Here is a 25,307-nt window from a genome sequence, read left to right on the forward strand (position 1 = left end):
ACACACACACACCACTCCCCCACACGGAGAGACCCAAACGGAGGCGCGACCGCCACCTGCCGGTGGGCGAGCGCGACACTTCCGCCCGTCTGTCGGCACCCCCGCACCGGCACGGCCCCCGGCCGGGCGGGCACCGCCACCATGCCGCCCACCACAGTTCGTTCCGGCCCCCCCAACAGAACCGAGGCGGTGGCGCTGCGTGCCGGCCTGGCCGGCGGGACCGTCGCGGGGGGGGGGGGGGGGGGGCGATTGGCGAATCAGATTATCAACAATAAAATCGTGGAACGGCGCAACCTCTGCTGCATTGCCTTCACATGAGCGACGACAGCCCCTCCGAACAACTTGCCAAGACCAATGAAGCGCTCGCCGAGTGGGCCGCCCGCTCGGCCTGCGACAGTGACCGTCTGATCGATCGCTTCGAGCAGATGGGATACGCGGTGCGCGGCAAGTCCGAGGACGAGATCGCAGAGATCCTGAAACAGCCACCAACCAAGCCGTCTCAGGCCTGAAAGCGCCCGGCACGAGCAGCGTGACGGTGCAACCTGAGGCAGCACCAAAGTCTGTCAAGACTTGTATTAGGACGATTTTCCCTTAGCCTCCCGTCGCGGTTCCGGTTCGGGTGGTGCAATGTTTAAAGAACAAAACACGAACAAAATGGGTGGTCTCGGACGCGATGCCGAACGCCTGCTGGCGGCGCTGGCGCCTGAGGGCGCCTACGCCTTCCCCGATCCAAGTGCGCCGGAAACGCTGATCGTGCGCAGCGGCGGACAAGGGGTATCGCTGGGCGCGGGGCGTTTCCCGGTACGGGCCGGCGAAGCGCTGGTGGCGGCAGATCTCGCATCGCGCGATGACGGGCGGCGCAACCGGCTGGTCATCGGGGCAGCCGGTCGCGCCCGTCTACGGCGAGCGGAAATCGGCGGGCCGGACAGCTTCCGAATGCAGCACCTCGCCGTGGTCCGGGAGCGCACGGGCGATGGGGAACGGGTGCGGGACACGGCGGAGAGCCCTCTGGCCTGGATGGCGCGGCGGCGCGGACGCGACGGAGAGCCGATGATCGATGCGGCCGCCTTCGCGGCGGGCGAGCGGCTGCGTCACGACCTCGCCTCGGCACAGATGATGCCGCAACTCTCGACCGATTGGACCGCCCCGCGCGTCGATGGCGGCGGCCCGCGCGATCCGAGTTCGGGCTCCGACCGGGTCATTGCCGCGCGCCAGCGGGTAGATCTCGCGCTGGCGGCGGTGGGCTCGGATTTGTCGGGGCTTCTGATCGACCTGTGCGGCTTCCTCAAGGGCCTCGAACGGATCGAGGCGGAGCGGCGCTGGCCGGCGCGATCCGCCAAGGTGGTGGCCCGGATCGCCCTCGGCCGGCTCGCCGAGCATTATGGCATCGCGCGCGAGGCGACAGGACCGGAGCGGGCCCGCACCCGCGCATGGCGCCTCAAGACGGACCGGCCGCCGGCCTCGTCCTGAGATCCCCTGGCACGCCGCCTTAGGTCTCGTGGCGGGTCAGTTCAGTGTCTGAAGGCGGCCCGCATCCTTCCGGATGCGGTCCACCATCGCGCGCACGCCGTTCGAGCGCTTCGATGTGATGTGCGCGCCGAAATCGAGACGCTTGAGCAGATCGAAGCCGTCGGCCTTGATCGCCTCGTCCGGCGTCTTCCCCTCGTAGAGCGCCACCATCAGCGCCACGAAGCCCTTCACGATATGGGAGTCGCTGTCCCCTTCGAGCTTCAGCCCCGGGTGACCCGCGTCGTCCTTTAGAGAGACGTCGATCCACACCTGGCTTTCGCAGCCGGAAACGCGGTTGTCCTCGACCTTTGCCGCTTCCGGCATTTTCGGCATCAGCTTACCGAGCTCGATCACATACTCGTAGCGATCCATGGGGTCGTCGAGGATCTCGAAGTTCTCGATGATGGTGTCGAGGTCGGGGAGCATGGCACTCGCGTTCAGGCGCATCGGTCAATCGAATCCGATATAGCGATCGTTAGCCCAGGCCGCGAGGCACCCGCCTGAACCCTTTGCCTCAGCTCAGGGAGGGCGAAAGTGTCGGCGGCACGTAGGCGCGGGCCTCAGGCAATTGCAGGTGAAGCGGGTCGGCCGCCGTCGCCGTGCCGCTGACCGCGATCTCGGCCTGCGCGGCATAGGCGGCGATGAGGCGGGGACCGAGCTTCGGCACGCCCTCCCGCCCCTCCGCAGCGGCCTCTCCGGACCCGGAGACGACCGAGAGGCGCACCGGCGCGCCGGCCCCGGCCTCGATGCGGATGCTGATGCCGCAGGTCACCGTCTCCGTCGTGGCATCGAGGCATTCCGCGACGACCTCGGCCACGATCATGCCCAGGGCGTTGGCAGTGCGCGGCTCGACCAGGCTCGTCCCGTCCCCGTCGACCGTCACGCCGATCCGCCCGGCCCGGCGCAACTGTCCGAGCCCGGAGGCGAGCCGCCGCAGATAATCGCGCAGGTCGATCGAGGCGATGTGTGGCGCCTCGTGCAAATGCTGCTGCACCAGGGCGATCGCCCGCACCCGCTGGCCCAGGGCATCGAAGCTGCCGCGGCAGGCATCCGGTGCGGCGCGGCCGTAGAGGCCGATCAGGCTCACCATCACCTGGAGGTTGTTGCGCACCCGGTGGTAGATTTCGGCAAGCAGCGTCTCCTTCTCGACCAGGGCGCGCTCGGCATGCTCCTCGGCGTTCTTCCGGTCGGTGATGTCGAAGCACGAGCCGAGATAGCCGTGGAAGACGCCGTTCTCCTCGAGCGGACGGCCGGTATCGAGGAGCCAGCGATAGGCGCCGTCGTGACGGCGCAGGCGAAACTCCACGGTGAAGGGAAGGCGCGACTCAATTGATTTCGCAACAATCTCAGCGTGGCGGTCGAAATCGTCCGGATGCAACCCGTTGCGCCAGCCATTGCCGATCTCGTCGGCCAGGGCACGTCCCGTGAACTGGAGCCAGCACTCGTTGTGATAGGTGGAGCGGCCGGAGTCATCCGTCCGCCACATCATCAGCGGCACGTGGTCAGCGAAGCGGCGAAAGCCGTCGCTGAGGTCGAACGCGGTGTCCGTCCCGCCATTCCCCGAAAGGCCGCCCTGTGGCGTGTCAGCACCCATACCGCTCGTCTATTCGCTTGCTGCAGCCTGAAACGACTTCCTCTTCGCGCCGGTCAACGTGCGCGGTGTTGGGCCGTTCCGGGCCGTCCCTAAGTCGATGTGTGCTGTCGGGCGGAAAAGCCCCCGTTTCAAGCCACGATCAGGCCGGTTTTCACGAAAGCTCCATCATCTCACGGATGCGTGCAGCGAGCCGTTCGACCGGAAACGGCTTGGTGATCATCTGCATGTCCGGATCGAGCCGGCCGCCGCCGAAGGTCGCATCCTCGGCGTATCCGGTCATGAACAGCACCCGCAGCCCCGGCCGCTGGGCGCGGGCGTGGTCGGCAAGTTGGCGTCCGTTGAGACCCGGCAGGCCGACATCTGTGACCAGGAGATCGATCCGGGCGGACGATCGCACGATCTCCAGGCCGGAGGGCCCGTCCGGTGCCTCGATGGCGCGGTAGCCGAGTTCACGCAGCACCTCGACGACGAGGTTGCGCACCACCGGCTCGTCCTCGACGACGAGCACCGTCTCGCTTCGCTCGGTGCGCGCCGGCTCGTGCGAGGCGGCCGACGCTTGCTCCGACGGCAACGCGCCGTGGTAGCGGGGCAGGTAGATCGTCACCGTCGTACCCCGGCCGGGCTCGGAGACGATCCGGGCATGCCCCTCCGACTGACGGGCAAAACCGTAGATCATCGACAGGCCGAGACCGGTCCCCATGCCGAGGGGCTTGGTCGTGAAGAACGGCTCGAAGGCCCGGGCGGCGACCTCCGGCGGCATGCCGTGGCCCGTATCAGTGACGCGGATGGAGACATAGGCACCCTCGCGGGCGCCCGGATGCAGGCTCAACTCGGCGGGCTCGATTTGGATATTCCCGGTCTCGACAACGAGCCGGCCGCCCTCCGGCATGGCGTCGCGCGCGTTGATGACGAGGTTGAGCACCGCGTTTTCGAGCTGGTGCGGATCGCAGAGCGTGGGCCAGAGCCCGTCCGTGGCGACGATGTCGAGCGGCACCTGCTCGGGGAGCGCGCGCCGGAGCATCTCCTCCATGCCGGCCAGCAGCGCATTCACATCGACGGGCTTCTGTTCGAGCGGCTGGCGCCGGGCGAAAGCAAGCAGGCGATGGGTCAGCGACGCGGCACGGTGAGCCGAGGTGAGGGCCGCCCCGGCATAGCGTTCCAGGGTCTCGACGCGGCCCTGGGAGATACGGGTCTGCATCAGGTCGAGCGAACCGATGATGCCCGTGAGGAGGTTGTTGAAATCGTGGGCGATGCCGCCGGTCAACTGGCCGACCGCCTCCATTTTCTGCGCCTGCCGCAACTGCTCCTCGGCGAGACGCTGGTCGGTGATGTCGCGGCCGACGAAGTGGAAGCAGCCGCCCTCGGGCACCGCCGTCCACATCACCGTGCGCCGGCGCCCGTCCTTGCTGAGGATGCGGTCGACGAAATCGGTGATCTGCTCGCGCCCGGCGAGCCGTGCCAGCACCGCGCCGGTGCCGGCATGGTCCTCGGGGTCGATGAAATCGAGGAACGGACGTTCGAGCAACTCCCGCTCGCTCCAGCCGAGCAGGCGCCCCCAGGCCGGATTGACGCTGCGGAGGTGGCCATCGAGGCCGGCCGTTCCCATCAGGTCGTTGGTGGTCTGCCAGAGGCGGTCGCGCTCGCGGGTGCGCTCGCCGACCTCGCGCTCCAGCATCGCCTCGATACGCTTGGCATCCGAGATGTCGGTAACGAACAGGTAGGCTCCGTCGCTCGAGCCGTCCGGCATTGGTCGCGGCAGGTAGCGGATATCGGCGATGCGCGAGCTGCCGTCCCGACGCGGCCAGGCCCGCTCGGCGCGAACATCGTGGCCGGCGCGGGCGCTCTCGAAGCGTGGCCGCGCCTCGGCGAAATCCGCCGGCCCGATCAGCGCGGCAAGCGTCTGCCCGACCGATTCCGTCGGAGGGATGCCGAACCAGTCGGCGCTGGCGGCATTGGCGAAGCGGCAGACGCCGTCCGCATCGAACAGGGCGATGAGGACCGGCAGCGAATCGGCGACCAAGCGCAGTTCGCGGGCGTTCGCGCGCTCGGCTTGTTCGGCGCGTGCGCGCTCGGCGGCATGCCCGACGCGCTGGGCGACATCCTCGACCAGCCCGATCTCCTCGGGGCGCCAGACCCGCGGCTGCGGCTCGTGCAGGTAGAGGATCGCCCGTAGTCGCCCCTCGCGGATCAGCGGCACGACGACGAGCGACCGGCACCCGACGGAATCCCAGGTCGCCGCATAATCGCGCCCGGCCCGGGGGTCGGCGTAGCAATCCTCCACCACGAGGGTCAGCCCGGCCCGCAGCTCCGCGATCGCCGCCGGGCCGAACCCGTCGAGGATGCGCGATACGCCCGCGAGGCTCGGCGCCGACGGGTCGCGGGTCCAGTCGCGCTCGACCCGCACGATCTCGCCGGCCTCGTCGATCTCGCCATAGCCGGCCCGAGCCGCGCCGACATGGGCACCGAGCGTCGCGGCCGCGGCCTGCGTCACCGCCTGCGGGTCGTCCGCCTCCCTCAGCCGGTCGTTCAGGCCCAGCAGGAAGGCTTGGCGCTCCTCCGCGAGCTTGCGGTCGTGGATATCGGTGCAGGTGCCGAACCAGCGCACGATCCGCTCGTCCGCATCGCGCACCGGCTGGGCTCGGCCGAGCACCCAGCGGTAGAGGCCCGAGCGGTGCCGCAGGCGATACTCGATCTGGTAGTTTTCCCCCGTGGCCAGGGCATGCTGCCAAACGGCCCAAGCCCGCTCACGGTCATCGGGATGGATCATCCCGCTCCAGGCCTCGCCGTCGGTCGTGCCGGCGGGGACGCCGGTGAACGCGTACCAACGCTCGTTGTAGAAGTCGTGGTAGCCGTCCGCCCGCGTCGACCAGATCATCTGATCGACCGAGTTGATGATGCCGCGGAAGCGGTCCTGGCTGTCGCGGAGCGCCTGCTCGATGCGCTTGCGCTCGGTGATGTCGAAGCTGACGCCGGGGAAATGGCGCGGCGTCCCATCCTCAGCCATTGTGCAGCGACCCTGCGCCGCGACCCAGCGGATGCTCCCGTCCCCCTGAACAAGACGGTACTCCGCATCGAATTGCCCCCCCGTGCCGAGCACCGCTTCAATGCTCGATCTCAGGCGCGGCAGGTCGTCGGGATGGACTCCGGAAAAGAAGGCGCTGACGGGCGCCCCGGCCGCCGCCATCTCCGGATCGACGCCGTAGAGCGCGGCAAACCGCGGATCGGCGGTGACGCGATCGGCCATCACGTCCCAGTCCCAGATGCCGATGCTGCCTCCAGCCGAGAGCGCCATCTCCAGGCGCTCGTCGCTGCGGCGGCGCGCGCGGTCGGCCAGCACCTCGGCCGTCGTTTCCGCGGTCACGCAGATCATGCCGTTGATGTGGCCCGCATCGTCGCGCACCGGCGAGTAGGTGAAGCTCCACCAGCTCTGCTCGGGCACTCCGTAGCGATCCATGAGAAGCGGCAGGTTGTGCTGGGCGACGCTTTCGCCGCGCAGAGCGGCATCGGCCAACGGGCCGATATCCTCCCACAGGTCGGCCCAAATCTCGCGAAAGCGCGCACCGAGTGCCCGGGACAAGCGGTCGCCGAAGACCGGCCGGTAGGCATCGTTGAAGAAGGAGATCCCCTCGGGCCCCCAGGCGAGGAACATCGCGGCTGGGCAGGCTAGCATCGTCGCCAGCGTCGTGCGCAGGGAGACCGGCCAATCCTCCAGCGGCCCGAGCGACGTGTCCGACCAGGGATGGGCCAGGATCTCACGGCCCGTCTGCCCGCCCTCCGCAAGGAAACGCAGAGACGCCGGCACGCTCTCGCCAGCGAGAAGTCGGGTCATCGAACGAAGCTCCGCCGGCCGTGGATGCGATCCGGACCGCGGACGGGAGCGGCGCTTGCGGACCGATGGGACAGTGAAGGCTCCTCGGCGGCGGCGTCCCCTGCGATGGGCCAATGCATGGAAGGCTCGTGATGGGTGTGCATCGAATCATTGCAGCGGATCAATGCAGGTCCCGCCAAGAACCGCTTCGTGACGTTTCGAGCGGAAACGGACACGCGGCAGCCGGTCCTGGCATGATGGACGTGACATACAACAAATGTGGTATTCAGCGCATTGCCGAAGATGGAACCTGCATCATCCCGCACGAAACTCAGTCCTTTTTTGCATTGCAATAAGTTCAATCGGTCGAAATCAGGCGTCCGGTTCGTGAAATGCCGTTGAGGTGCTTGCCTCATGTGGCGAGACGTGCATTCTACCCGTCGTCCGTATCAGACCCGGCGAGAGAGCCCAGTTCGGCCCAATATGCCGTTCATGGCGTCGAGGAGCGACCGCCCCCGGAAGCTTCGAGGCACAATCCCGCAAGGGTTGGACGATCTGGAGGGTGGCGCTCCGGCACCGCTCCGAAGGACCTTCCAAACCGGCCGAGGCGCCGGGAGGTCCCCAGGAACCCATGACAGAGGGGGGCACGAAGTGCTGGCAGCGGGCATTTCGAATGCCCGGACGTCCTGGGGAGCCTGATGAACACGGACGATTTCACCTACGATTTCGACGCGCCCGATTCTGACTGGAACTACGAGCCGTCGCGGGCCGATCTGTTTCGGCAGATCGATGCGCCACTCTATACGACCGATTCCAACGGCTGGCTGACCTACTACAACGAAGCCGCCGCACATCTTTGGGGATTCCGCCCCGTGATCGGCAAGGCGCGCTGGTGCGGGGCTTGGCGGCTGTTCGAGGCGGACGGTACGCCGCTGCCGCACGACCTGTCGCCGTTGGCGCTCACCCTCAGAGGCGCCCGCGCGGTGCGCGGCATCCAGATCGGTCTCGAACGGCCGGATGGGAGCCGAATGGCGTTCCTGCCTTACCCGACGGCGTTGCGCGACGGGATGGGCGCCGTTGTGGGGGGATGCAACATCCTCCTCGCCGTGGAGCGTTCGAGCCTACACGTCCCGCTCCGTGGGGCGTTCCAGGGTCGGCCGACGCTTCGCGCCGCCCAACTCGCGAGCATGCACAGATGTTCGGCGTGAGGTTGCCGCGCCTGCCCCTGCGATCCACCTCGTTCCGGGGAAGCAATCCGCAGGATGTCTCACCGGATCGCTTTGCCGCCTGAGAAACAGGAGGAAGCCATGTCGGTCGATACCAACTGGAGCCTCGACGCCGTCCAGAGCCTGCGCAGCATGGCCCGCGAGGGCATACCCGTCTCCGTCATCAGCCTCCGGCTCAAGCGGCCGGTCGATGCGGTCTGCGCCAAGCTCGCCGAACTCGGCATCACGCCCAAACTCGAAGTCTGACCGGACGGGCGCCGGGGCATCGAGCCCGGGCGCCCACCCGCCGGACTACCAGGTTCCGGTATTCTCCATGGAGGCCCACGGCTCCTGCGGTGGCTTCGCGCCGCCCTTCTGCAGGATCTCGATGGAAATGCCGTCGGGCGAGCGCACGAAGGCCATGTACCCGTCGCGCGGCGGCCGGTTGATGGACACGCCCGCATCCTTCAGCCGTTGGCAGAAGGCGTAGATGTCATCGACCTGATAGGCGAGGTGCCCGAAGTTGCGCCCGCCGGAATAGGTCTCCGGATCCCAATTGTAGGTCAGCTCGATCAGCGGCGACTTCGTCGTCTCAGCACGCTCGACATCCCCCGGAGCGGCGAGAAAGACGAGGGTGAAACGGCCCTTCTCGTTCTCGACCCGCCGGACCTCCTTGAGCCCGAAGGAATCGACATAGAAGGCGAGTGCGCGGTCGAGGTCCGCCACGCGAACCATCGTGTGCAAGTATTCCATGGCCACACCGGATGATGACAGGGATGGCCGGCTATCTGGCCCGGCGCACACGCCCGTCAACGGGGCGGCCGATCATGATCCCGCGCGGCCTGTCGGCCAGCGCCCGCCGGAGAGCATCGGGCCGTCAGCCAATAACATGATTTTGATAAAGCGCCACGCTTGGTGCAATTGATCGGTCCGACCACGTTCTCTATCGAGCATCTGCAAGATTGTTGGCATATTAATTCAAAATTACACTGAACAATGCGAGATTGCCATTCGTGGATGAGTTGGCGTCATGCACATTGCCGCGTCTGAGAGCTTTCATTTCCGCAAATTGCATCGGGCCAGCGTCGCCTCGTTCCATCCTGCGATGATGGTCCGATCAGGCACGCCGCGACCGGGAGACGGCGCATGAGGACCGGCTCGGTCATCCGGGGAATCGGCGAGGTCGAACACGCGACGCCCGAGCAGATCCTGGCCCATCCCGACTTTGCCGAGGCGCGCCGCGTCTTCGTCTCGGAGCATGCCAAGGTCTACGAAGCCGGCGTGTTTCCCGCCCAGTTCGGCGCCGATGCCGGGCGGGTGACCACCCTGGCCATCATCGTCTGCCAGCATGCCAATTACGATCCAGCGGACAGGGCGACCTGGCCGACGCTGAGCCTGCTCAAGGAGACGGTCGCCCGTTTCGGCTTCGCCAGCCCGAGGCTGATCGACAGCTTCGTCGCGCGCCTCGTGCAGACCAACTATCTCGAACTCCGGCAGCAGCCGGAGGACAGCCGCGTGCGCCTCCTGTTTCCGACCGAGCGCCTCCTCGCCTGGGATCGCGAATGGAAGGCCGCCCACTACGCACCGCTCGACAGGCTCTATCCCGATCCGGGTTTCGAACCGGCGCAGCGGCGCGACTTGGGATTCCAGGCGGCCCACGCCCGGTCCGCCGTCGCCGCCTTCGATGCGATCATCGCCATGATGTGGAGCAACCTCGAGATCATCGTCTTTCTCAGCAGCACGAGCGCGCTGATCATCCTGCTGGCGCTTTCTGAGATGGGCGGAAGCGACCCGGAGAGCTGCATCCGGGGATCGGACCTCGTCCATCTCGCGCCGCGCTTCGCCGTCTCGCGCAGCCATGTGCGCAACATTCTGACCGTTGCGCAGGAGCGGAACTTCCTCGTCCGCTCGGGACCGCGCAACGCCTATATCCACCTCACCCCGCACTGGGTCGCCGCGTTCGATCGCTTCATCGCGGGCAGTCTGGCGCAGAGCGACCTGACCTACCGGCTCGCCCTCCGGCATCAGGCGAAACAGGCGGTCTCGGCGGCCTGATCGATCCACGACGGATTCCGCTCGGTAGGGATCGCCTCTAGAAGACGGGACGCTTTTCCCGACGGCGAGCCCGAGACCGATGCGCACCGAGACGCCCCCGACCGTTCGCCTCGAAGACTACCGCCCGAGCGACCACCTCATCGACCGGGTCGAACTCGACGTGCGCCTCGACCCGCACGACACCCGCGTGACCGCAACCCTGGCGCTGCGCCCAAATCCAGCGGGCCGTGCGGGCGCACCCCTCGTTCTCGACGGCGACGACCTCACGCTCCTGGCGCTCGAACTCGACGGGCAGGCGCTTGCGCCGGACGCCGTCCGGGCCGATGCCTCGAGCCTGACGCTGCACACCCCGCCGCAGCGTCCGTTCACCCTTCGGATCGAGACCCGGATCGACCCCACCGCCAACACCCGGCTGATGGGCCTTTACCGCTCCAACGGCGTCTACTGCACCCAGTGCGAGGCCGACGGATTCCGGCAGATCACCTACTTCCTCGACCGGCCGGACGTGCTGTCGGTCTACACTACCCGCATCGAGGCGGAGCGGGAGGCCGCCCCGGTGCTGCTCGGCAACGGCAATCCGGTCGAGATGGGCACAGTGCCGGGGACGGGCCGGCATTACGCGGTCTGGCACGACCCGCTGCCCAAACCCGCCTACCTGTTCGCCCTGGTGGGCGGTCGGCTCGACCGGGTGGCCAAGCCCTTCACCACCATGGAGGGCCGCGCGGTCGAGATCGCGGTCTATGTCGAGCCGGGAAAAGCGGACCGGGCCGCCTACGCGCTCGACGCGGTGGAACGCTCCATGGCCTGGGACGAGACGGCGTTCGGCCGCGCCTACGACCTCGACGTGTTCAACGTCGTCGCCGTCTCCGACTTCAACATGGGGGCGATGGAGAACAAGGGCCTCAACATCTTCAACGACAAATACGTCCTTGCCAGCCCGGAGACCGCGACCGACGGCGACTATGCCGCGATCGAGGCGATCATCGCCCACGAGTACTTCCACAACTGGTCGGGCAACCGCGTCACCTGCCGCGACTGGTTCCAACTCTGCCTCAAGGAGGGCCTGACCGTCTTTCGCGATCAGGAATTCTCCTCCGACATGCGCTCGCGCGCGGTCCACCGGATCGCCGAGGTGCGCAACCTGCGCGCCCGCCAGTTTCCGGAGGATGCCGGACCGCTCGCCCACCCGGTGCGGCCGAAGCAATATGCCGAGATCAACAACTTCTACACGGCGACCGTCTACGAGAAGGGCGCCGAGATCGTGCGGATGCTGCGCACCCTGATCGGCGAGGCCGCGTTCCGCGCCGGCATGGACCGCTATTTCGCCGACAACGACGGCACGGCCGCCACCGTCGAGGACTTTCTGAACGCCTTCGCGGCGGTGACGGGCCGCGACCTCTCGCGCTTTGCTGAATGGTACGAGCGGCCGGGCACGCCGCGGGTCGCCGTCTCCGGCACCTACGACCCCGTGGCCCGGACCTATCGCCTCGCCTTCCGCCAGACGCGCCCCGGCGCCGGGGCGGATGCACCGCCCCTCGTCATCCCGATCGACCTTGGCCTCGTCGGCCCGAATGGCCCCCTCGACGGCCCCCGCGCCGAGCGGGTCGAGGACGGCGTGTTCGTGCTCGCCAGCGCCGAGGATACCCTGACCTTCGAGAATGTCGGCGCGGCACCCGTGCCGTCGCTGTTTCGCGGGTTCTCCGCGCCGGTCCGCGTCGAGACCACCCTTGACGATGCGGCCCGCCTGACCCTGCTGCGCCACGACCCCGATAGTTTCAACCGCTGGGAGGCGGCCCAGCGCATCGCCCTCGGGCTCATGACGGCGCAGGTGCGCGGCGAGACGGCCGGCGACGCGGGTGCCGACGACTTCGTCGCCGCGCTCGGCGCGTTCCTCGATGCGGAGGCCCTGCGCGACCCGGCCTTCGCCGCGCAGGTTTTGGCCCTACCGAGCGAGGGCGACCTTGCCGACGAGATCGGAACGGAGATCGATCCGGACGCGATTCACTCCGCGCGCCGCGATCTGCGCCGCCGCCTCGGCACAGGCTTGGCGGCCCGGCTCTTGAGCCTGCGCGAGGCTCTGGCGGAGCCGGCGGGCACCCCGTTCTCGCCCGACGCGGCCGCGGCCGGGCGCCGGGCCCTGCGCAACGTCGCCCTCGACCTGATCGCCGCCGCCGACCCGGAGGCCGGCACGGCTCTGGCGCAGGCACAGATCGCGGGGTCGACGAACATGACCGACCCCCTCGCCGGGCTTGCCGCCCTCGCTCTCTTGCCGGGCGAGGCGCGTGAGGCGGCGCTGTCGGCCTTCGCCGAACGCTACGCGAGCGAGCCGCTGGTGCTCGACAAGTGGTTCGCGATCCAGGCGATGATCCCCGAGGACGGGACGGTGGCGCGCATCCGCCGCCTTCAGGGCCACCCGGCCTTCGCCATGACGAACCCGAATCGCGTGCGCTCCCTCGTCGGCAGCTTCAGCCTCGCCAACCCGACCCAGTTCAACCGCGCGGACGGGGCCGGCTACGCCCTAGTGGCCGAGACCGTGCTGGCGCTCGACGGCACCAACCCGCAGGTCGCCGCGCGCCTGATGACCGCCTTCGGCCCGTGGCGCCGCCTCGAATCGGGGCGGCGGGCAGCCGCCGAGACGGCCCTGCGTCGCATCACGGCCACGCCCGGTCTTTCTCGTGATGTGACCGATATCGGGACACGGAGTTTGGCCGGCTAGTTAAGGGCTTGGTGAGGAAAGCGTTTCGGTGGCCCGCGGCGGCTGCCGGCCGCGCCGTGTCAATTCTCCGTCCCAAAAACGGCGTGGACAAACGCCGGTCCGCGATGTCCATTGTGAATACGATTCGAAGCAGCCGGCGCGGCCCAGGCCAAGGCGCCGTTTCCAAACAGTGCAGAGGTGTCGATATGTCGGGGGCGGTGTCCGCGTCCCTGTCCGCGCGCGCACGCGCGGACACGATCCTCGGGATCCAACGTACGACCGGCACTGCCCAGGCCCGCCTCATCCGGGCGGAGACGTGGCTTCGCTACGCGCTTCCGGCTTTGCTCGTCGCCTTCATGCTCACGCTGCTGGGCGTGGCGGCCGTGCAGATGCGCGGGCGCCACGACGAGGCGATGCGCGTGGCCACCCGTGAGGTCGAGGCCTTCGCGCGCCTCTCCGCGCTCGCTCTGTCGAGCCCGTCCTCCGCTACCGAGACGCGGCTCGAGCGCGTGCTGCCGGTCCATCTCCTGCCGGCCGGCCGCGCGGTTCTGGTGATCGGCCCCGGCGGCCGGATTCGCGCCGCCTATCCCGCGCCCGCCCCGGCCGAAACCTTCGCCGGGTATCTCGCCGAGGGTGAGCCCATCGCCATCCTCGGGGAGAGCGCCGGGGCGATGACGGTGAATCTCCAGGGCGGCGGGCAGGCGGTCGTCGCAGCACGCCGTTTGTCCGACGGGATGGGCGAAGTCGCGGTCGTCCAGAGGTTCGAGCCGCTGGCCGACAACTGGTGGCGAATGTTCGGCCACCACGCGGTCTCCCTCTCGGCCATCGGCCTGGTTCTGGCGGGCATGGCGACCGCCTACATCCTGCAGACGCAGCGGGCGCAGGCGGCGGACGAGGTCTGCGATCTCGTCAAGCAGCGCCTCGACACGGCCCTCGGGCGCGGGCGCTGCGGCCTCTGGGATTGGGATATCGCCCGCGGCACGATCTTCTGGTCCGACTCGATGTACGCCCTGCTCGGCTACACGCCGGAAAAGGATCTTCTTTCCTTCGGCGACGTGAACGCCCTGCTGCACACCGAGGACGGCGATCTCTACAGCCTTGCCCGCCATCTCGCCGCGAGCCACGCCACCGTCGATCACGAGTTCCGCATCCGCGATGCGTCCGGCGCGTGGATCTGGTTGCGCACCCGCGCGGAGATCGTCGAGGATGCGGTCGACGGCAGCCGCCATCTCGTCGGCATCGCCATGGACGTCACCGAGCAACGCCGGCTCGCCGAGTTCACCGCCACCGCCGACATGCGCCTGCGCGACGCGGTGGAAGCGGTCTCCGAAGCCTTCGTGCTGTGGGACGCCAGCAACAGGCTGGTGCTTTGCAATTCGAAGTTCCGCGACCTGCACGCCCTGGCCAGCGAGGATGCGGTGCCCGGCCGCCGCTACGACGAGATCATGGGACGAGGCGCCCTCCCCCCCGTGCGCCGGGGCATTCCGGGCTCGGAACGCGGCCCGTCGCGCACCTTCGAGGTGGAATTGACGGACGGACGCTGGCTCCAGGTCAGCGAGCGGCGGACCAAGGACGGCGGTTACGTCTCGGTCGGCACCGACATCACCAGCCTCAAGCGGCACCAGGAGCAGCTCGTCACCTCGGAGCGCGAGCTGATCGAGACGGTCAAGGATCTCAAGCGATCCCGCCGCACCCTCGAAACCCAGACGCAGCAGCTCGCCGACCTCGCCGAGCGTCATCTCGACCAGAAGGCCCGCGCCGAGATCGCCAATCAGGCCAAGTCCGAGTTCCTGGCCAATATGAGCCACGAGCTGCGCACGCCGCTCAACGCCATCATGGGTTTTGCCGAGCTGATGGAGAGCCAGGTCTACGGATCGCTCGGCTCGCCCCGCTACGCCGATTATTGCCGCGACATCCAGCAGAGCGGCACCTACCTGCTCTCGGTCATCGACGACATCCTGCACATGTCGCGCATCGAGGCGAAGCGGGTGCGGCTCGTGCGCCGCGACATCAGCCTCGACACGGCCCTCGGCTCGGCGGTGATGCTGGTGGCCAAGGAGGCGGCGAGCAAATCCGTCTCCATCGATCTCGAACTCGCCGGTGCCCTGCACGTTCTGGCCGACGAACGGGCGCTGCAGCAAATCCTTCTCAACATCATCCAGAACGCGGTGAAGTTCACGCCCGAGGGCGGGCGCGTCGCCCTGCGCGGCCGTTCCTGCAACGGCTTCGTCCACCTGTTCATCGGCGATACCGGCATCGGCATCCCGAAGGCGGCGATCTCCAAGCTCGGCCGGCCGTTCGAGCAGGTCGAGACCAATCTGACCCGCAGCTACAAGGGCTCCGGCCTCGGCCTTGCCATCGCCCGCTCCACCGCGGAGCTGCATGGCGGGTCGCTGCGCATCCGCTCGGAGGAAGGGATCGGCACCCTGGTGTTGGTACGCCTGCCGATGCCGACGCCCGAGCGCCTCGCCGAGGTCGCACGGGATGCCGAGCGGGACACGCTGGCGGCGATCGGCGAGATGACCGGCGTGCCCCGGGCCGGAGGCGACAGGATCGTCGCCCTCTGAGAATCAGCCCGGCGGGGGGTGTCGCGCCCCCGTGATGGGCGATGTCGATGCGGCGCGTCACCCCGAGCACCGGGACTCCGCGCTGCGAAGAAAGCCGCCACAGGCGCCGACGCCGATGTGAGCGGCCTAGAGCATCGTCCCGAAAGGTGGCTGCCGGCTTTCTGAAAAAATGATGCAAAAGCAATAGCCTAGAGCATCATCCTGGATCCGATATCCAGGACGTTGCTCGAGGCCGATCACCCCATGCTCCGAGGCGTCAGCCGATTTCCTCATGCCACGTGCGGCCGTCGCGCTCGATCAGGGCGATCGAGGCGGTCGGTCCCCAGCTTCCGGCGGCGTAGGGGCGCGGCGGGTCCGGGCGGTCGGCCCAGGCCTTGAGCAGGGTGTCGGCCCAGGCCCAGGCCACCTCAACCTCGTCGCGGCGCATGAACAGGGTGGCATTGCCACGCACAACATCCATCAGAAGCCGCTCGTAGGCGTCGGGATAGCGCTGCTTGAACGTCTCCTCGAACGAGATGTCGAGATTGGTCGGGCGCAGACGCATGCCGCCGGGTCCCGGATCCTTGGTCATCACTTCGAGCTTCATCCCCTCCTCCGGCTGAAGCCGAATGACGAGGCGGTTCGGCTCGCGCCCGAAGGCGTCCGTCGGAAAGATCGAGAAGGGCGAGGCGCGGAACTGCACCACGATCTCGGACAATTTCTTCGGCAGGCGTTTGCCGGTGCGCACGTAGAACGGCACGCCCGCCCAGCGCCCGCTGCGCACTTCGAGCTTGAGGGCGACGAAGGTCTCGGTGCGGCTCGCGGCATTGTTGCCGAGGTCGGTGTGGTAGCCCTCCACCGGCCTGCCGCTGACCGCGCCCGCCACGTACTGCCCCCGCACGGTCACGCTCTGCACGTCGGCGGCGGTGATGGGCTTGAGGGCGCGCAGCACCTTCAGCTTCTCGTCGCGCACGGAGTTCGCTTCGAGCGAGATCGGGCTCTCCATCGCCGTGAGGCAGAGGAGCTGGAGGATATGGTTCTGCACCATGTCGCGCAGGGCGCCGGAAGTGTCGTAATAGCCGCCGCGCCCCTCGACGCCGACCGTCTCGCCCACCGTGATCTGCACGTGGTCGATCACGTCGGCGTTCCAGAGCCGCTCGAAGATCGTGTTGGCAAAGCGCAGAGCCAACAGGTTCTGCACCGTCTCCTTGCCGAGATAATGGTCGATGCGGAAGATTTGGCTCTCGGGAAACACCGCGCCGACGGCGTCGTTGATGGCGCGGGCCGATTTCAGATCCTTGCCGATCGGCTTTTCGAGCACGACGCGGCTGTTCTCGCCGATCAGCCCGTAGCGGTCGAGATTGCGGCAGATCGAGCCGTAGAGATCGGGCGAAGTGGCGAGATAGTAGGGCCGGATCCGGTCGGGCCGCTCGTCGAGCAGGCTCTTGAGATCGTCCCAGCCGTCGTCGCCCAGGGCATCGACCGCCACGTAGAACAGGTGATCGAGGAAGCCGGCGAGGCGCGCATCGTCGATCTCGGCCGGCGGCACGAAGCTCTTCAGGGCGTCGCGGGCGTGCTCCCGGAATTCCTCCATGCTCATGTGGCTGCGCGAGGCGCCGATGATGCGGCTCGTCTCGGGGATCTGGGCGTCACGGTAGCGCTGGTAGAGGGCCGGCAGGAGCTTGCGCTGCGTCAGGTCGCCGGTTGCGCCGAACACGACGTAATCGAAGGGCGAGACGGGGATGATGGTGGCCAAGCACGGCTCCCATGTTTCGCGCAAGATTGTTTCGCGCAGGATTCGAGGTGCCGGTCGGCGGCCGAAAACGGCTCCTGCAGCCCCGCGGCTCGTACCCGAGCGGTTACCGAAGCTCGGAAGCGTCCGGCACGGTGGGTTATCGGTTCACGGCGACGCCTTGCAAGTGCGCTGCCGAACAAACAAGCCAAGACGACCGAACCGGAACGGTGCGTCGCTCACGTCCGGTGGAGGGCGACGACCAACCCCCGCTCGCGGGTCCGTCGCTTCACTCGGCCGAGGTGCGGCTGCGGCGCGAGCCAATGGAGCTGTAGTTCGGGTTCGGCTTCGAGCCCGTCTCGACGGCTACGGCTTTCTTATCGTCTGCGACCGGCAGCTTGGCGATGCGTTCGATGCGCACGCCCGCGTAATTGCCTCGCCGCCAAGCGAGATTGACCCGAAGCACGAAGTCCCGGCCAATGATTCGAATCATGAAGGCGGATGGCAATTCATAGGCCGCCGGCACGCCGAGTTTGGCGCCGGATTTGGAGATATCCTTGACGTTGCAAGGAATCTCGGTGCCGTCGAACAGCCGGATCAGCGCGATCCAGTTCGTCGATGTCCGTTCCTCACGCCGCGCGACAAGCGAGGCCTCGACCTGTGCCGCAGCGTCTTCGGTGATGAACTCGAAGGGAAAGTCGGCGACCTGGGGCTGGGAGTCCGGCATGGGTGCCCATGGCATAAGGCTTCTCGGATCGGACGATACCGGCAAAGTGTTGATGCAAAATGTGCATTGCGACAGACTCCCGTCCCCCGCGTGCATCTCGTTGCGCAAAAACTTGGCATTCGTCGAACACGTTTTCGGCACCAAGCGCGCACAGAGCGTCGCCGATAAAGGCCTGCGCGGCCGAGCCTGAGCCGATATTCAAGAGAAATCGATCTCAATTCTCGTGATCGCAGCCGCACTGCAAAACAAGCCGGCTCTTCTTGCGGTGCAGCATAAATAGTCTGTGACGCAAAGCTCAAACCGGCTTGCAAGACATGAACAACCGATTAACCTGTCGCCATCGTAACGCGTTCGAAGTTTGACCCCTGGCAGGGAGAGGTCCCATGTCCGAGCTCATTCGCGTGAAACCGACCCAGGATGGCACCTACACCGTCTATCGCGGGTCGATGGCCCTGGTCTCGGGCCTGACAAGGCTGCAGGCCGAGCGCTACGAGGCGAGCATCGCCCACCGGCAGCGCCTGTTCCCACCCCTTCTCGGCGCCTGAAGCGCCAGAGAGACGTCTCGAGGGCGCGGCGCCGGTGACGGGGTCCGCGCCCTTCGCATGTCGGCCGAGATGGGTTCAATCAGCCGAGGCCGGTTTCCGAACAGATCCAGGCCGCGGTGTCCGGGTCGGCCCCCGAGACCGGGAGATGCAGGATGATTGGGGTCTCGTAGGGATGCCGCCGCTTCAGCTCCGCCGCCAGGGCGTCGGCCAGTCCCTCCCGGCTCTTGAGGATCGCGACGACCTCCGTGCCGTGCTCGACCTCGCCCTTCCAGGCATAGACCGACTGCATTCCCGGAAGAACGTTCACGCAGGCCGCAAGGCGGGCGCGCACGAGCGCCTCCCCGATGTCGAGCGCGGTCGGGGCGTCGGGAAAGGTCGTGTAGACGAGGAGCGGTCGCTCCATGCTATGGCTCTCCCTCGGCAGACCGGCGCCCGTTCGCGGGTGGCCGGTTCGGACCCCGAGTGAGACCGGCTCGGCCTCTTCCCGTCAATAGGGCTGACAGCACGGATGCCGCGTCGCTTCTCACGGATCGCCTTCGTGGCGAGCCCCACAGCCGACGCGCGGGAGGCGGCGGACCTGCTGATGCGCCGCTACGACCATGTCTCGCCCGAAGAGGCGGATGTTGTCGTCGCACTCGGCGGCGACGGCCTGATGCTGCAGGTGCTGCACCGCTTCATGGACGCGCCCAAGCCGATCTACGGCATGAACCGCGGCACGGTCGGCTTCCTGATGAACGAGTTCCGGGAAGAAGGCCTGCTCGAACGGCTGGAGGCGACCAAGCGGTCGACGATCCACCCGATGACGATGATCGCCACCGACACCGAGGGGAACAGCCACACGGCGCGGGCGATCAACGAAGTCTACATGCTGCGCCAGACCCACCAGACCGCGAAGCTGCGGGTCTCGGTGGACGACCATGTGCGCCTGCCCGAACTCATCGCCGACGGCATCCTCGCTGCGACTCCCGCCGGCTCGACCGCTTACAACCTCTCGGTCGGTGGGCCGATCCTGCCGCTCAACGCGCATCTCCTGGCACTGACGCCGATCTCGGCCTTCCGGCCCAGGCGCTGGCGCGGCGCCTTGCTGCCGAACCACGCGCGCATCCGCATCGACGTGATCGACGCCGAACACCGCCCCGTCGCGGCGGTGGCCGACCACACCGAGTTCCGCCGGGTCTGCACGGTGGAGACGTGGCTCGACCACGCCACCGATCTCGTGCTGCTGCACGACCCCGGTCACAGCCTGGAAGAGCGCATCCTGCGCGAGCAGTTCGGCTGATTCGCTCCCGAGGCCGACGCCGGATGCCCTTCGAGGGGGTCAGGGTCGGCGTCCGGTCAGAAATCGCTGGCAAGGCCTTTCACTTCCCAATCCGCGTAGCGGACCGGCTCCAGCCCGCCGCGCCCGAGCCTCTCGGGCCGCTCGGCGATCTTGGCCGCGCGGGCGTCGATCGCTGCCCGCCGCTCGGCCGCTTCCGCCAGCGCGCGCTGCGCCGCCGGGGAAAGCGCGCGCGAGGCCGCGTCCGGCTCCTTAGCGTCCGCCTGCGTCATGCCGGTCTCCTTCATAGCTTGCATACCTTGCCGACAGATGTGACTGCGTCGGCTCCGGGGCGAGACCCCGCCGATCCCTTTTAGCCCAGAACGGCCTTTTACGCGTGGCACCGCCCCCCAACCGCCGACCGCCGCCCCCCTTTGACCCGTCGGTCCCCGGCCTAGCGGCGCGCCACGCGGCGCGGGAAGCGGTGGCGACCCTGCTCGGGCCAGCCCGCGGCCTCGCGCTCGAGGACGCACTCGCCCAGGCCGCCCGCGGCGCGGGGCTGGATGCGGGAGAAGCCGCACTCGCCCGGGCAATCGCCACGGCGAGCTTCCGCCGCCTCGGCTTCATCAAGGCGGCGCTCGCCGCCCGCCTGCGGGACGGCTTGCCGGAGGATCGTCCCCACCTCCTCGCCCTGCTGATAACGGGCGCCGCGCAGATCCTCGATCTGGCAGTCGCCGACCACGCCGCCGTCGATCTCTCGGTGCGCCTCGCGAAAGCCGATCCGCAGCTCCAGCACCTCGCGCCCCTCGTCAACGCCGTCCTGCGCCGGATCGTACGCGAGCGTGACGCGATCCGGGCCCAGGAGAGCGATCCGCTCGCGCACAACACCCCGGACTGGCTCGCCCGGCGCTGGCAGGCTGCCTACGGTGAGGAGGCGGCGCGTCGGATCGCCGTCGCGCATCTCGACGGCGCGGCCGTCGATCTCACGGTTCCGCACGATCCGGAGATCTGGGCCGAGCGGCTCGGGGGCATCCGGCTCGATCTCGGTTCGGTGCGGCTCGCCGAGGTGCGGCAGGCGGTGGCCGAGCTTCCCGGCTACGCCGAGGGTGCATGGTGGGTGCAGGATGCCGCCGCCGCCCTGCCGGTGCGGCTGCTGGCACCTGTCTCGGGCGAGCGCGTCATCGATCTCTGCGCGGCCCCTGGCGGCAAGACGGCCCAGATCGCCGCCACAGGCGCGGCGGTGACGGCGGTGGACCGTTCGGCCGTGCGGCTGGAACGCCTCGGCCGGAACCTCGAACGCCTCGGCCTCTCCGCCGAGGTGCTCACCGCCGATGCCCTCGCCTTGCCGGAGGACGCGCCCTTCGATGCGGTGCTGCTCGATGCGCCCTGCTCGGCGACCGGCACGATCCGCCGCCATCCCGATGTCGTCTGGACGAAGAGCGAGGCGGACGTGATCCGCTTGGCCGGCCTTCAGCGCCGCCTGCTCGACAAGGCTGCACGGCTGACGCGCCCCGGTGGGCGCTTGGTCTACTGCACCTGCTCCCTTGAGCCCGAGGAAGGCAGCGCGCAGGTGGCGGCGTTCCTGGCCCGCAATCCGGACTTCGAGCGGATCGCGATCACGCCCGATCGGTTGTTCGGCCATGCCGAGCTGGTCGACGCCTCGGGCGATCTGCGCACCTTACCCAGTCACGTGGTGGGCAGCACCGGGCGGGCGGGCGGCCTCGACGGGTTCTTCGCGAGCCTTCTGCGGCGGCGCGATTGAACCCGGACCTTTGATACGGTTTCCGCTCGATCCAAGCGGGGACCGGATCAGCAAGCCCGCGCGGCGTCTGAGGACGGTACTCCATCGCGCCAGCGCGATGGGATCCCGCCGAAGCCCAAATCCGCCATCCCGAAGGGATCAGACGGATTTAGTATGATCCTTTGATCCCGGTTTCCCGTGGTCCGGGCGCAGCACACGCGTGCTCACCCGCAATAGGCCCCAAGGCCAGCCCCGACCGTGGCGAGACCCGTCACGAGCGAGAGACCGCCAGCCATCTCCATCCGGGCTGTCCAGCCGGGAAAGCGCGGCGCCTGTCCGGCGAGAGCGAGGCCGCAGGTCAGGCTGACGAGGCTGAGCAGTGCAATCATTCCTTGTCCCGATCGAGCGACCCACACGGCGCCGGTCCAGCCGTCGTCAACACAGCCTTCCAAGGCGTTAACGCGCCTGCCGCGCTGTCGGGCATCCCCGCTACCCCCGTTCTCCACAGGTTAGCCGATCACCCCGAAAAGACGACGCGTCGACGAAGCAGGTCGAGCGCCCGGAGGTTGCATAACCTTTGTTACACAATCCCCGTTAACCAATCGTTCAAGTGGGTAAACAAAGCCTTAGCAAGGCCCGTCAGATTGCGTTAAGTTTTTCCTGCACAACGAACTTCCCTCCCGTTTCGGCGGCTCCATGTCTCACGTGTCCAGCTTCTGGGTGCGCTCTCCTCTCATGCTTGCAGGCGCAGCAGGCTTCCTGATTTTCGGGACGGGGGCGGCCAGCGCCCACGTCAAATGGTTTTGTGCGTTCGACGTCGCCGGGCAGCCCCGCGGCCTCGAACAGGTCCTCTGCGCCGACTTCGAGCTTCTCACCGGATTGGCGCTCGTCTGCCTGATGTTCGGCTGCCTGATGGAGGGCACGCCGCTCGGCACCGCGCTCCTCAACGCGCTGGATCGCGTCACTGCCTTCGCTCGGGTCAACAGCGGCCTGATCGTGCGGGCGGTGGTCGGCTTCTTCCTCGTCTCACTCTGGAACCTCGGCGGCATCATCCTCACGCCGGAACTGAAGACCGATGTCGCCTGGATCCCGTGGCTCCAGCTCGCCATGGCCGCCGGTCTGCTCTGGAAGCGCACCCTGCCCTTCACCGCCGCCGGCATCGTGTTCCTGTTCGGCTTCGCCGTCTGGAACTACGGCGTCTTCCACCTCGCCGACTATCCGGTGTTCCTCGGCGTGGCCGCCTTCCTCGCCCTGACCGCCCTCGACCGCGACTTGTTCGGCCAGCGCCCGATCGACGTGGTGCGCATCGCCGCCGCGATCACCCTGATGTGGGCCTCGGTCGAGAAGTGGGCCTACCCGCACTGGACCGATCCGCTCATCGCGGCCAAGCCCGCCATGACGATGGGCGCCTCGCCGGAACTCTTCATGCAGGCCGCCGGCATCATCGAGTTCACGCTGGCCTTCGCCCTGATCTGGACGCCCCTGGTGCGCCGCGCCTCGGCGATCATCCTGACGGCGGTCTTCATCTCGGCCATCGTCGAGTTCGGCAAGATCGACGCCATCGGGCACTCGGGCATCATCGCGGTCCTGATCGCCATCGCCGCCGACGACGCCCGAGTGCCCGCCACCCGCCGGGACGTGGTTCTGGCGCCGGTCTATTATGCCAGCGCCCTGATGCTGTTCCTCGGCGTCTACTACTTCGCCCACGAGGCCCTCTTCGGCGACGGCTACGGAATTGGCGCAAGTATGACGGGTATCCCGGTGATCTGATCCGACGCCAAACCCGATCGCGCACGATGCTGGGGCGCCGCCTGGACAAGGGGGCGCCCCGAACCGTTTGGAAGCGCAGCATCCATCAGCGGCAGGGGACGGCAGCCGATCCCAACCGCACGAGAATGGTTTGCGAAAGATTTCCAGTCATCTCGATTCACGTTTCGATAAGTTTAGCCGAGCCGGCGCCCCTCTCATCTCGGCACCAAAGAGGAAAATCGGCGATCAGTTCAAAATGCCGGAAGAAGCATTTCGTTAAATACGCGCCGATGCATTTTCCCTGGACCGTTGCCGTTTAACCCGATGGCAAGCCGCCCCCGCCGAAAGTCGGGTCTCAAGATCGACGCGGCATCGGACGGGATGGCATGAGACATCGTGAACAGACCGACGCGACGGACCGGGATCGCACGGACGGCGTCCGCCTTCTGCCGAAGGCCGCCTCGTTCAGCGACCGCCCTCTCCGTGGGCTCGACTTCGCTTCGCAGGATTGCCTCGGCCTCTCGACCCACCCTGAGATCGTGGCCACCGCCGCCGACACCCTTCGCCGCTTCGGCGTGCGCAGCGTCTGCGCCGCGGCCGAAGCCGGCGATCCCGGTCTCTCGGTGGCTTTGGAGCGCCGGATCGCCGACTTCCTTCAGATGGAGGAAGCTCTGCTGTGCGCGACCGGCCGCGCCGCGGCCCGCGCCGTGATCCGCGGCCTCGTGCGCCCAACCGACCACGTGGTGATCGATGCCGCCATCCGGAACGGCCTCCGGGAGAGTGCCGAGGCCGCGACCGCAAACCTTCACCCGTTCCGCCATCTCGATGCCGGGCATTGCCGCGCCCGGCTTCGGGCCATCCGGGCGCGCGACGCCGAGAACGGCATCCTCGTCGTGACCGAGAGCCTGTCTCCGCTCGATTCCGGCACGCCGGACCTCGCCGCCCTGCGCACGCTCTGTGACGAGTACGGCGCGACCCTCCTCGTGGACGTAACCCAGGACCTGGGTTGTCTCGGCGAGGATGGGCGCGGCCATCTCGGCCTTCAGGACATGCTGGGCAAGGCCGACCTGGTCATCGGCAGCTTCTCGAAGTGCTTCGCCTCGAACGGCGGCTTCGTCGCCGCCCGCACCCGCGCGGTGACGGCCTGCCTGCGGGCCGCCGAGGCCGACGCGCAGGCCCTCTCGCCGATCCAGATCGCGGTGATCCTCAAGGCCTTCGCCATCCTCGACGAGGCCGACGGGTGCGAGCGCCGCGCCCGGCTGATGCGCAACGTGCTGAACCTGCGCACGGCCCTGCGCGAGCAGGGGCTCGCCGTCTGCGGCGAGCCCTGCACCATCGTCTCCGTCGCGATTGGCTCCGGCGAACTCGCTCGCCTGGCCGCACCGCACCTGATCGAACTCGGCCTGCTGGTCGATCTCACCGCGTCGGACGAGGCCAGCCGCCTGCGGATGCACGTCACCGCCGAGCATTCCGACGCGGAGATCGAACGGGCCGCCATCGGGGTTGCCGCGGCGCTGGACCGGGCACGCGCCGATCTCGCCGAGCGTTCGCGCCGGCCGAGCCTACGCGTCGCCGCTTAAGTGTCGGCACCGGGAGCGCCGTCCCCTGGAAGCCGGCGATCGAGGCTTCGAGAGGTATGCCTCAGAGAATCATCCCGCGAGCGTCGGCCTCGCTCTCGACGGCGTCGAGTAGCGCACGGGACGCGATCAAGCGGCGATCGATCATCGGGTCGGTGAGCCGGTCGATCCAGAGCGGCCATGTCGCCCGCGCCTCCACGGTGCGACCTTCGAGGTCGCTGCGGACGGCCCGCAGATAGAGCGCCGCGCCGGGACCGAGCCGATCGAGTGTGACGCACAGGTCGCGTCGGAACTCGTGCGAGATCCGGGCGAGCCCGGCATGGGCGGTCTCATAGGCACCGATCAGGGCATGCGCGTGCCCGACCGCCTCCTGGGGATGCATCGTGCGGAACATGGCGTGTGTCTCGCAGGGCCCATCCAAGCGAGGGCCTTTCGATCAATGCGCGAAAATGAACCCGGTTCTGATCGCAACATCGATAATGTTCGAGGGTGCAGGCCAAGCTCGGCCGTGATCGCAGGCCTGAATCCCTGGTCGATCTTGGCTTTTCTGCCGCTCTGATCTTGTGCAG

22 protein-coding genes are annotated in these 25,307 nt (G+C 67.9%); 12 read left to right on the forward strand and 10 right to left on the reverse strand.

Features of this window, described 5'->3' with window-relative positions:
• The first annotated feature begins 314 nt into the window (after positions 1–314).
• Together MKK50_RS00250 and MKK50_RS00255 are read left to right on the forward strand one after the other, a co-directional pair.
• On the forward strand, positions 315–509 hold the full coding sequence (locus tag MKK50_RS00250) for a hypothetical protein (protein ID WP_499019575.1): 195 nt from the start codon (positions 315–317) through the stop codon (positions 507–509).
• 118 nt (positions 510–627) lie between these two features.
• The gene (locus tag MKK50_RS00255; protein ID WP_499019577.1) at positions 628–1,470 is read left to right on the forward strand and encodes a DUF6456 domain-containing protein; all 843 of its coding nucleotides are present in this window, start codon (positions 628–630) and stop codon (positions 1,468–1,470) included.
• A gap of 36 nt (positions 1,471–1,506) precedes the next feature.
• On the opposite strand, the gene MKK50_RS00260 is transcribed toward MKK50_RS00255, so the two are convergent.
• The 3 genes from MKK50_RS00260 to MKK50_RS00270 all read right to left on the reverse strand — a co-directional run bounded on the left by MKK50_RS00260 (position 1,507) and on the right by MKK50_RS00270 (position 6,932).
• Positions 1,507–1,935, reverse strand: coding sequence for a SufE family protein (locus MKK50_RS00260; RefSeq protein WP_499019641.1), 429 nt, complete (start codon positions 1,933–1,935; stop codon positions 1,507–1,509).
• An 88-nt stretch (positions 1,936–2,023) separates the two neighbouring features.
• Complete coding sequence (locus MKK50_RS00265; protein WP_253367703.1) at positions 2,024–3,103, reverse strand: sensor histidine kinase; 1,080 nt, start codon at positions 3,101–3,103, stop codon at positions 2,024–2,026.
• Between the two features lie 151 nt (positions 3,104–3,254).
• Complete coding sequence (locus MKK50_RS00270; RefSeq protein WP_499019580.1) at positions 3,255–6,932, reverse strand: PAS domain S-box protein; 3,678 nt, start codon at positions 6,930–6,932, stop codon at positions 3,255–3,257.
• Positions 6,933–7,609: 677 nt separating this feature from the next.
• On the opposite strand from MKK50_RS00270, the gene MKK50_RS00275 reads away from it, so the two are divergent.
• Positions 7,610–8,119 (forward strand): hypothetical protein, encoded by a 510-nt coding sequence (locus tag MKK50_RS00275; RefSeq protein WP_499019581.1) that lies wholly within the window; start codon positions 7,610–7,612, stop codon positions 8,117–8,119.
• A gap of 99 nt (positions 8,120–8,218) precedes the next feature.
• Positions 8,219–8,383, forward strand: coding sequence for a hypothetical protein (locus MKK50_RS00280; RefSeq protein ID WP_499019585.1), 165 nt, complete (start codon positions 8,219–8,221; stop codon positions 8,381–8,383).
• A gap of 45 nt (positions 8,384–8,428) precedes the next feature.
• On the opposite strand, the gene MKK50_RS00285 is transcribed toward MKK50_RS00280, so the two are convergent.
• On the reverse strand, positions 8,429–8,869 hold the full coding sequence (locus MKK50_RS00285; protein WP_499019587.1) for a VOC family protein: 441 nt from the start codon (positions 8,867–8,869) through the stop codon (positions 8,429–8,431).
• Between the two features lie 393 nt (positions 8,870–9,262).
• Here MKK50_RS00285 and MKK50_RS00290 point away from each other — a divergent pair, with 393 nt between their 5' ends.
• From MKK50_RS00290 to MKK50_RS00300, 3 genes are all read left to right on the forward strand, one after another.
• The gene (locus MKK50_RS00290) at positions 9,263–10,171 is read left to right on the forward strand and encodes a hypothetical protein (protein ID WP_499019589.1); all 909 of its coding nucleotides are present in this window, start codon (positions 9,263–9,265) and stop codon (positions 10,169–10,171) included.
• A gap of 79 nt (positions 10,172–10,250) precedes the next feature.
• A complete protein-coding gene (gene pepN / locus MKK50_RS00295) occupies positions 10,251–12,887 on the forward strand; it encodes an aminopeptidase N (protein WP_499019592.1) in 2,637 nt (878 codons plus the stop codon).
• Between the two features lie 185 nt (positions 12,888–13,072).
• A complete protein-coding gene (locus MKK50_RS00300; RefSeq protein WP_499019593.1) occupies positions 13,073–15,433 on the forward strand; it encodes a PAS domain-containing sensor histidine kinase in 2,361 nt (786 codons plus the stop codon).
• 256 nt (positions 15,434–15,689) lie between these two features.
• On the opposite strand, the gene zwf is transcribed toward MKK50_RS00300, so the two are convergent.
• A complete protein-coding gene (gene zwf / locus MKK50_RS00305; RefSeq protein WP_499019595.1) occupies positions 15,690–17,168 on the reverse strand; it encodes a glucose-6-phosphate dehydrogenase in 1,479 nt (492 codons plus the stop codon).
• A 265-nt stretch (positions 17,169–17,433) separates the two neighbouring features.
• The gene (locus tag MKK50_RS00310; RefSeq protein WP_499019596.1) at positions 17,434–17,979 is read right to left on the reverse strand and encodes a PilZ domain-containing protein; all 546 of its coding nucleotides are present in this window, start codon (positions 17,977–17,979) and stop codon (positions 17,434–17,436) included.
• Between the two features lie 275 nt (positions 17,980–18,254).
• Here MKK50_RS00310 and MKK50_RS00315 point away from each other — a divergent pair, with 275 nt between their 5' ends.
• Positions 18,255–18,416 (forward strand): hypothetical protein, encoded by a 162-nt coding sequence (locus MKK50_RS00315; RefSeq protein WP_253367688.1) that lies wholly within the window; start codon positions 18,255–18,257, stop codon positions 18,414–18,416.
• Between the two features lie 79 nt (positions 18,417–18,495).
• On the opposite strand, the gene cutA is transcribed toward MKK50_RS00315, so the two are convergent.
• Positions 18,496–18,819: a divalent-cation tolerance protein CutA gene (gene cutA, locus MKK50_RS00320; RefSeq protein ID WP_499019598.1), complete on the reverse strand. Its 324-nt coding sequence runs from the start codon at positions 18,817–18,819 to the stop codon at positions 18,496–18,498.
• Between the two features lie 105 nt (positions 18,820–18,924).
• On the opposite strand from cutA, the gene MKK50_RS00325 reads away from it, so the two are divergent.
• On the forward strand, positions 18,925–19,695 hold the full coding sequence (locus MKK50_RS00325; RefSeq protein ID WP_003604954.1) for an NAD kinase: 771 nt from the start codon (positions 18,925–18,927) through the stop codon (positions 19,693–19,695).
• A gap of 56 nt (positions 19,696–19,751) precedes the next feature.
• Here MKK50_RS00325 and MKK50_RS00330 read toward each other — a convergent pair whose 3' ends face one another.
• Positions 19,752–19,979: a DUF1674 domain-containing protein gene (locus MKK50_RS00330; RefSeq protein WP_499019601.1), complete on the reverse strand. Its 228-nt coding sequence runs from the start codon at positions 19,977–19,979 to the stop codon at positions 19,752–19,754.
• Positions 19,980–20,068: 89 nt separating this feature from the next.
• Here MKK50_RS00330 and MKK50_RS00335 point away from each other — a divergent pair, with 89 nt between their 5' ends.
• On the forward strand, positions 20,069–21,433 hold the full coding sequence (locus MKK50_RS00335) for an RsmB/NOP family class I SAM-dependent RNA methyltransferase (protein WP_499019603.1): 1,365 nt from the start codon (positions 20,069–20,071) through the stop codon (positions 21,431–21,433).
• A 203-nt stretch (positions 21,434–21,636) separates the two neighbouring features.
• Here the strand turns inward: MKK50_RS00335 and MKK50_RS00340 are convergent, their stop codons facing one another.
• Positions 21,637–21,801 (reverse strand): hypothetical protein, encoded by a 165-nt coding sequence (locus tag MKK50_RS00340; protein ID WP_193763184.1) that lies wholly within the window; start codon positions 21,799–21,801, stop codon positions 21,637–21,639.
• 346 nt (positions 21,802–22,147) lie between these two features.
• On the opposite strand from MKK50_RS00340, the gene MKK50_RS00345 reads away from it, so the two are divergent.
• Positions 22,148–23,182 carry a hypothetical protein gene (locus tag MKK50_RS00345; RefSeq protein ID WP_499019606.1) on the forward strand — a complete coding sequence of 345 codons (1,035 nt, stop codon included), beginning with the start codon at positions 22,148–22,150 and terminating at the stop codon, positions 23,180–23,182.
• A 365-nt stretch (positions 23,183–23,547) separates the two neighbouring features.
• Complete coding sequence (locus MKK50_RS00350; protein WP_499019608.1) at positions 23,548–24,741, forward strand: aminotransferase class I/II-fold pyridoxal phosphate-dependent enzyme; 1,194 nt, start codon at positions 23,548–23,550, stop codon at positions 24,739–24,741.
• A gap of 61 nt (positions 24,742–24,802) precedes the next feature.
• On the opposite strand, the gene MKK50_RS00355 is transcribed toward MKK50_RS00350, so the two are convergent.
• Complete coding sequence (locus tag MKK50_RS00355) at positions 24,803–25,132, reverse strand: hypothetical protein (protein ID WP_499019611.1); 330 nt, start codon at positions 25,130–25,132, stop codon at positions 24,803–24,805.
• Between the last annotated feature and the right edge of the window lie 175 nt (positions 25,133–25,307).

Source organism: Methylobacterium sp. J-043 (assembly GCF_022829505.1).
Classification (GTDB): domain Bacteria; phylum Pseudomonadota; class Alphaproteobacteria; order Rhizobiales; family Beijerinckiaceae; genus Methylobacterium; species Methylobacterium extorquens_A.

Coding starts and splice junctions, on each gene's coding strand:
- MKK50_RS00250 (WP_499019575.1), top strand. CDS start 315: ATGAGCGACGACAGCCCCTCCGAACAACTTGCCAAGACCAATGAAGCG.
- MKK50_RS00255 (WP_499019577.1), top strand. CDS start 628: ATGTTTAAAGAACAAAACACGAACAAAATGGGTGGTCTCGGACGCGAT.
- MKK50_RS00260 (WP_499019641.1), bottom strand. CDS start 1,935: ATGCTCCCCGACCTCGACACCATCATCGAGAACTTCGAGATCCTCGAC.
- MKK50_RS00265 (WP_253367703.1), bottom strand. CDS start 3,103: ATGGGTGCTGACACGCCACAGGGCGGCCTTTCGGGGAATGGCGGGACG.
- MKK50_RS00270 (WP_499019580.1), bottom strand. CDS start 6,932: ATGACCCGACTTCTCGCTGGCGAGAGCGTGCCGGCGTCTCTGCGTTTC.
- MKK50_RS00275 (WP_499019581.1), top strand. CDS start 7,610: ATGAACACGGACGATTTCACCTACGATTTCGACGCGCCCGATTCTGAC.
- MKK50_RS00280 (WP_499019585.1), top strand. CDS start 8,219: ATGTCGGTCGATACCAACTGGAGCCTCGACGCCGTCCAGAGCCTGCGC.
- MKK50_RS00285 (WP_499019587.1), bottom strand. CDS start 8,869: ATGGAATACTTGCACACGATGGTTCGCGTGGCGGACCTCGACCGCGCA.
- MKK50_RS00290 (WP_499019589.1), top strand. CDS start 9,263: ATGAGGACCGGCTCGGTCATCCGGGGAATCGGCGAGGTCGAACACGCG.
- pepN (WP_499019592.1), top strand. CDS start 10,251: ATGCGCACCGAGACGCCCCCGACCGTTCGCCTCGAAGACTACCGCCCG.
- MKK50_RS00300 (WP_499019593.1), top strand. CDS start 13,073: ATGTCGGGGGCGGTGTCCGCGTCCCTGTCCGCGCGCGCACGCGCGGAC.
- MKK50_RS00315 (WP_253367688.1), top strand. CDS start 18,255: ATGTCCGAGCTCATTCGCGTGAAACCGACCCAGGATGGCACCTACACC.
- cutA (WP_499019598.1), bottom strand. CDS start 18,819: ATGGAGCGACCGCTCCTCGTCTACACGACCTTTCCCGACGCCCCGACC.
- MKK50_RS00325 (WP_003604954.1), top strand. CDS start 18,925: ATGCCGCGTCGCTTCTCACGGATCGCCTTCGTGGCGAGCCCCACAGCC.
- MKK50_RS00330 (WP_499019601.1), bottom strand. CDS start 19,979: ATGAAGGAGACCGGCATGACGCAGGCGGACGCTAAGGAGCCGGACGCG.
- MKK50_RS00340 (WP_193763184.1), bottom strand. CDS start 21,801: ATGATTGCACTGCTCAGCCTCGTCAGCCTGACCTGCGGCCTCGCTCTC.
- MKK50_RS00345 (WP_499019606.1), top strand. CDS start 22,148: ATGCTTGCAGGCGCAGCAGGCTTCCTGATTTTCGGGACGGGGGCGGCC.
- MKK50_RS00350 (WP_499019608.1), top strand. CDS start 23,548: ATGAGACATCGTGAACAGACCGACGCGACGGACCGGGATCGCACGGAC.
- MKK50_RS00355 (WP_499019611.1), bottom strand. CDS start 25,132: ATGTTCCGCACGATGCATCCCCAGGAGGCGGTCGGGCACGCGCATGCC.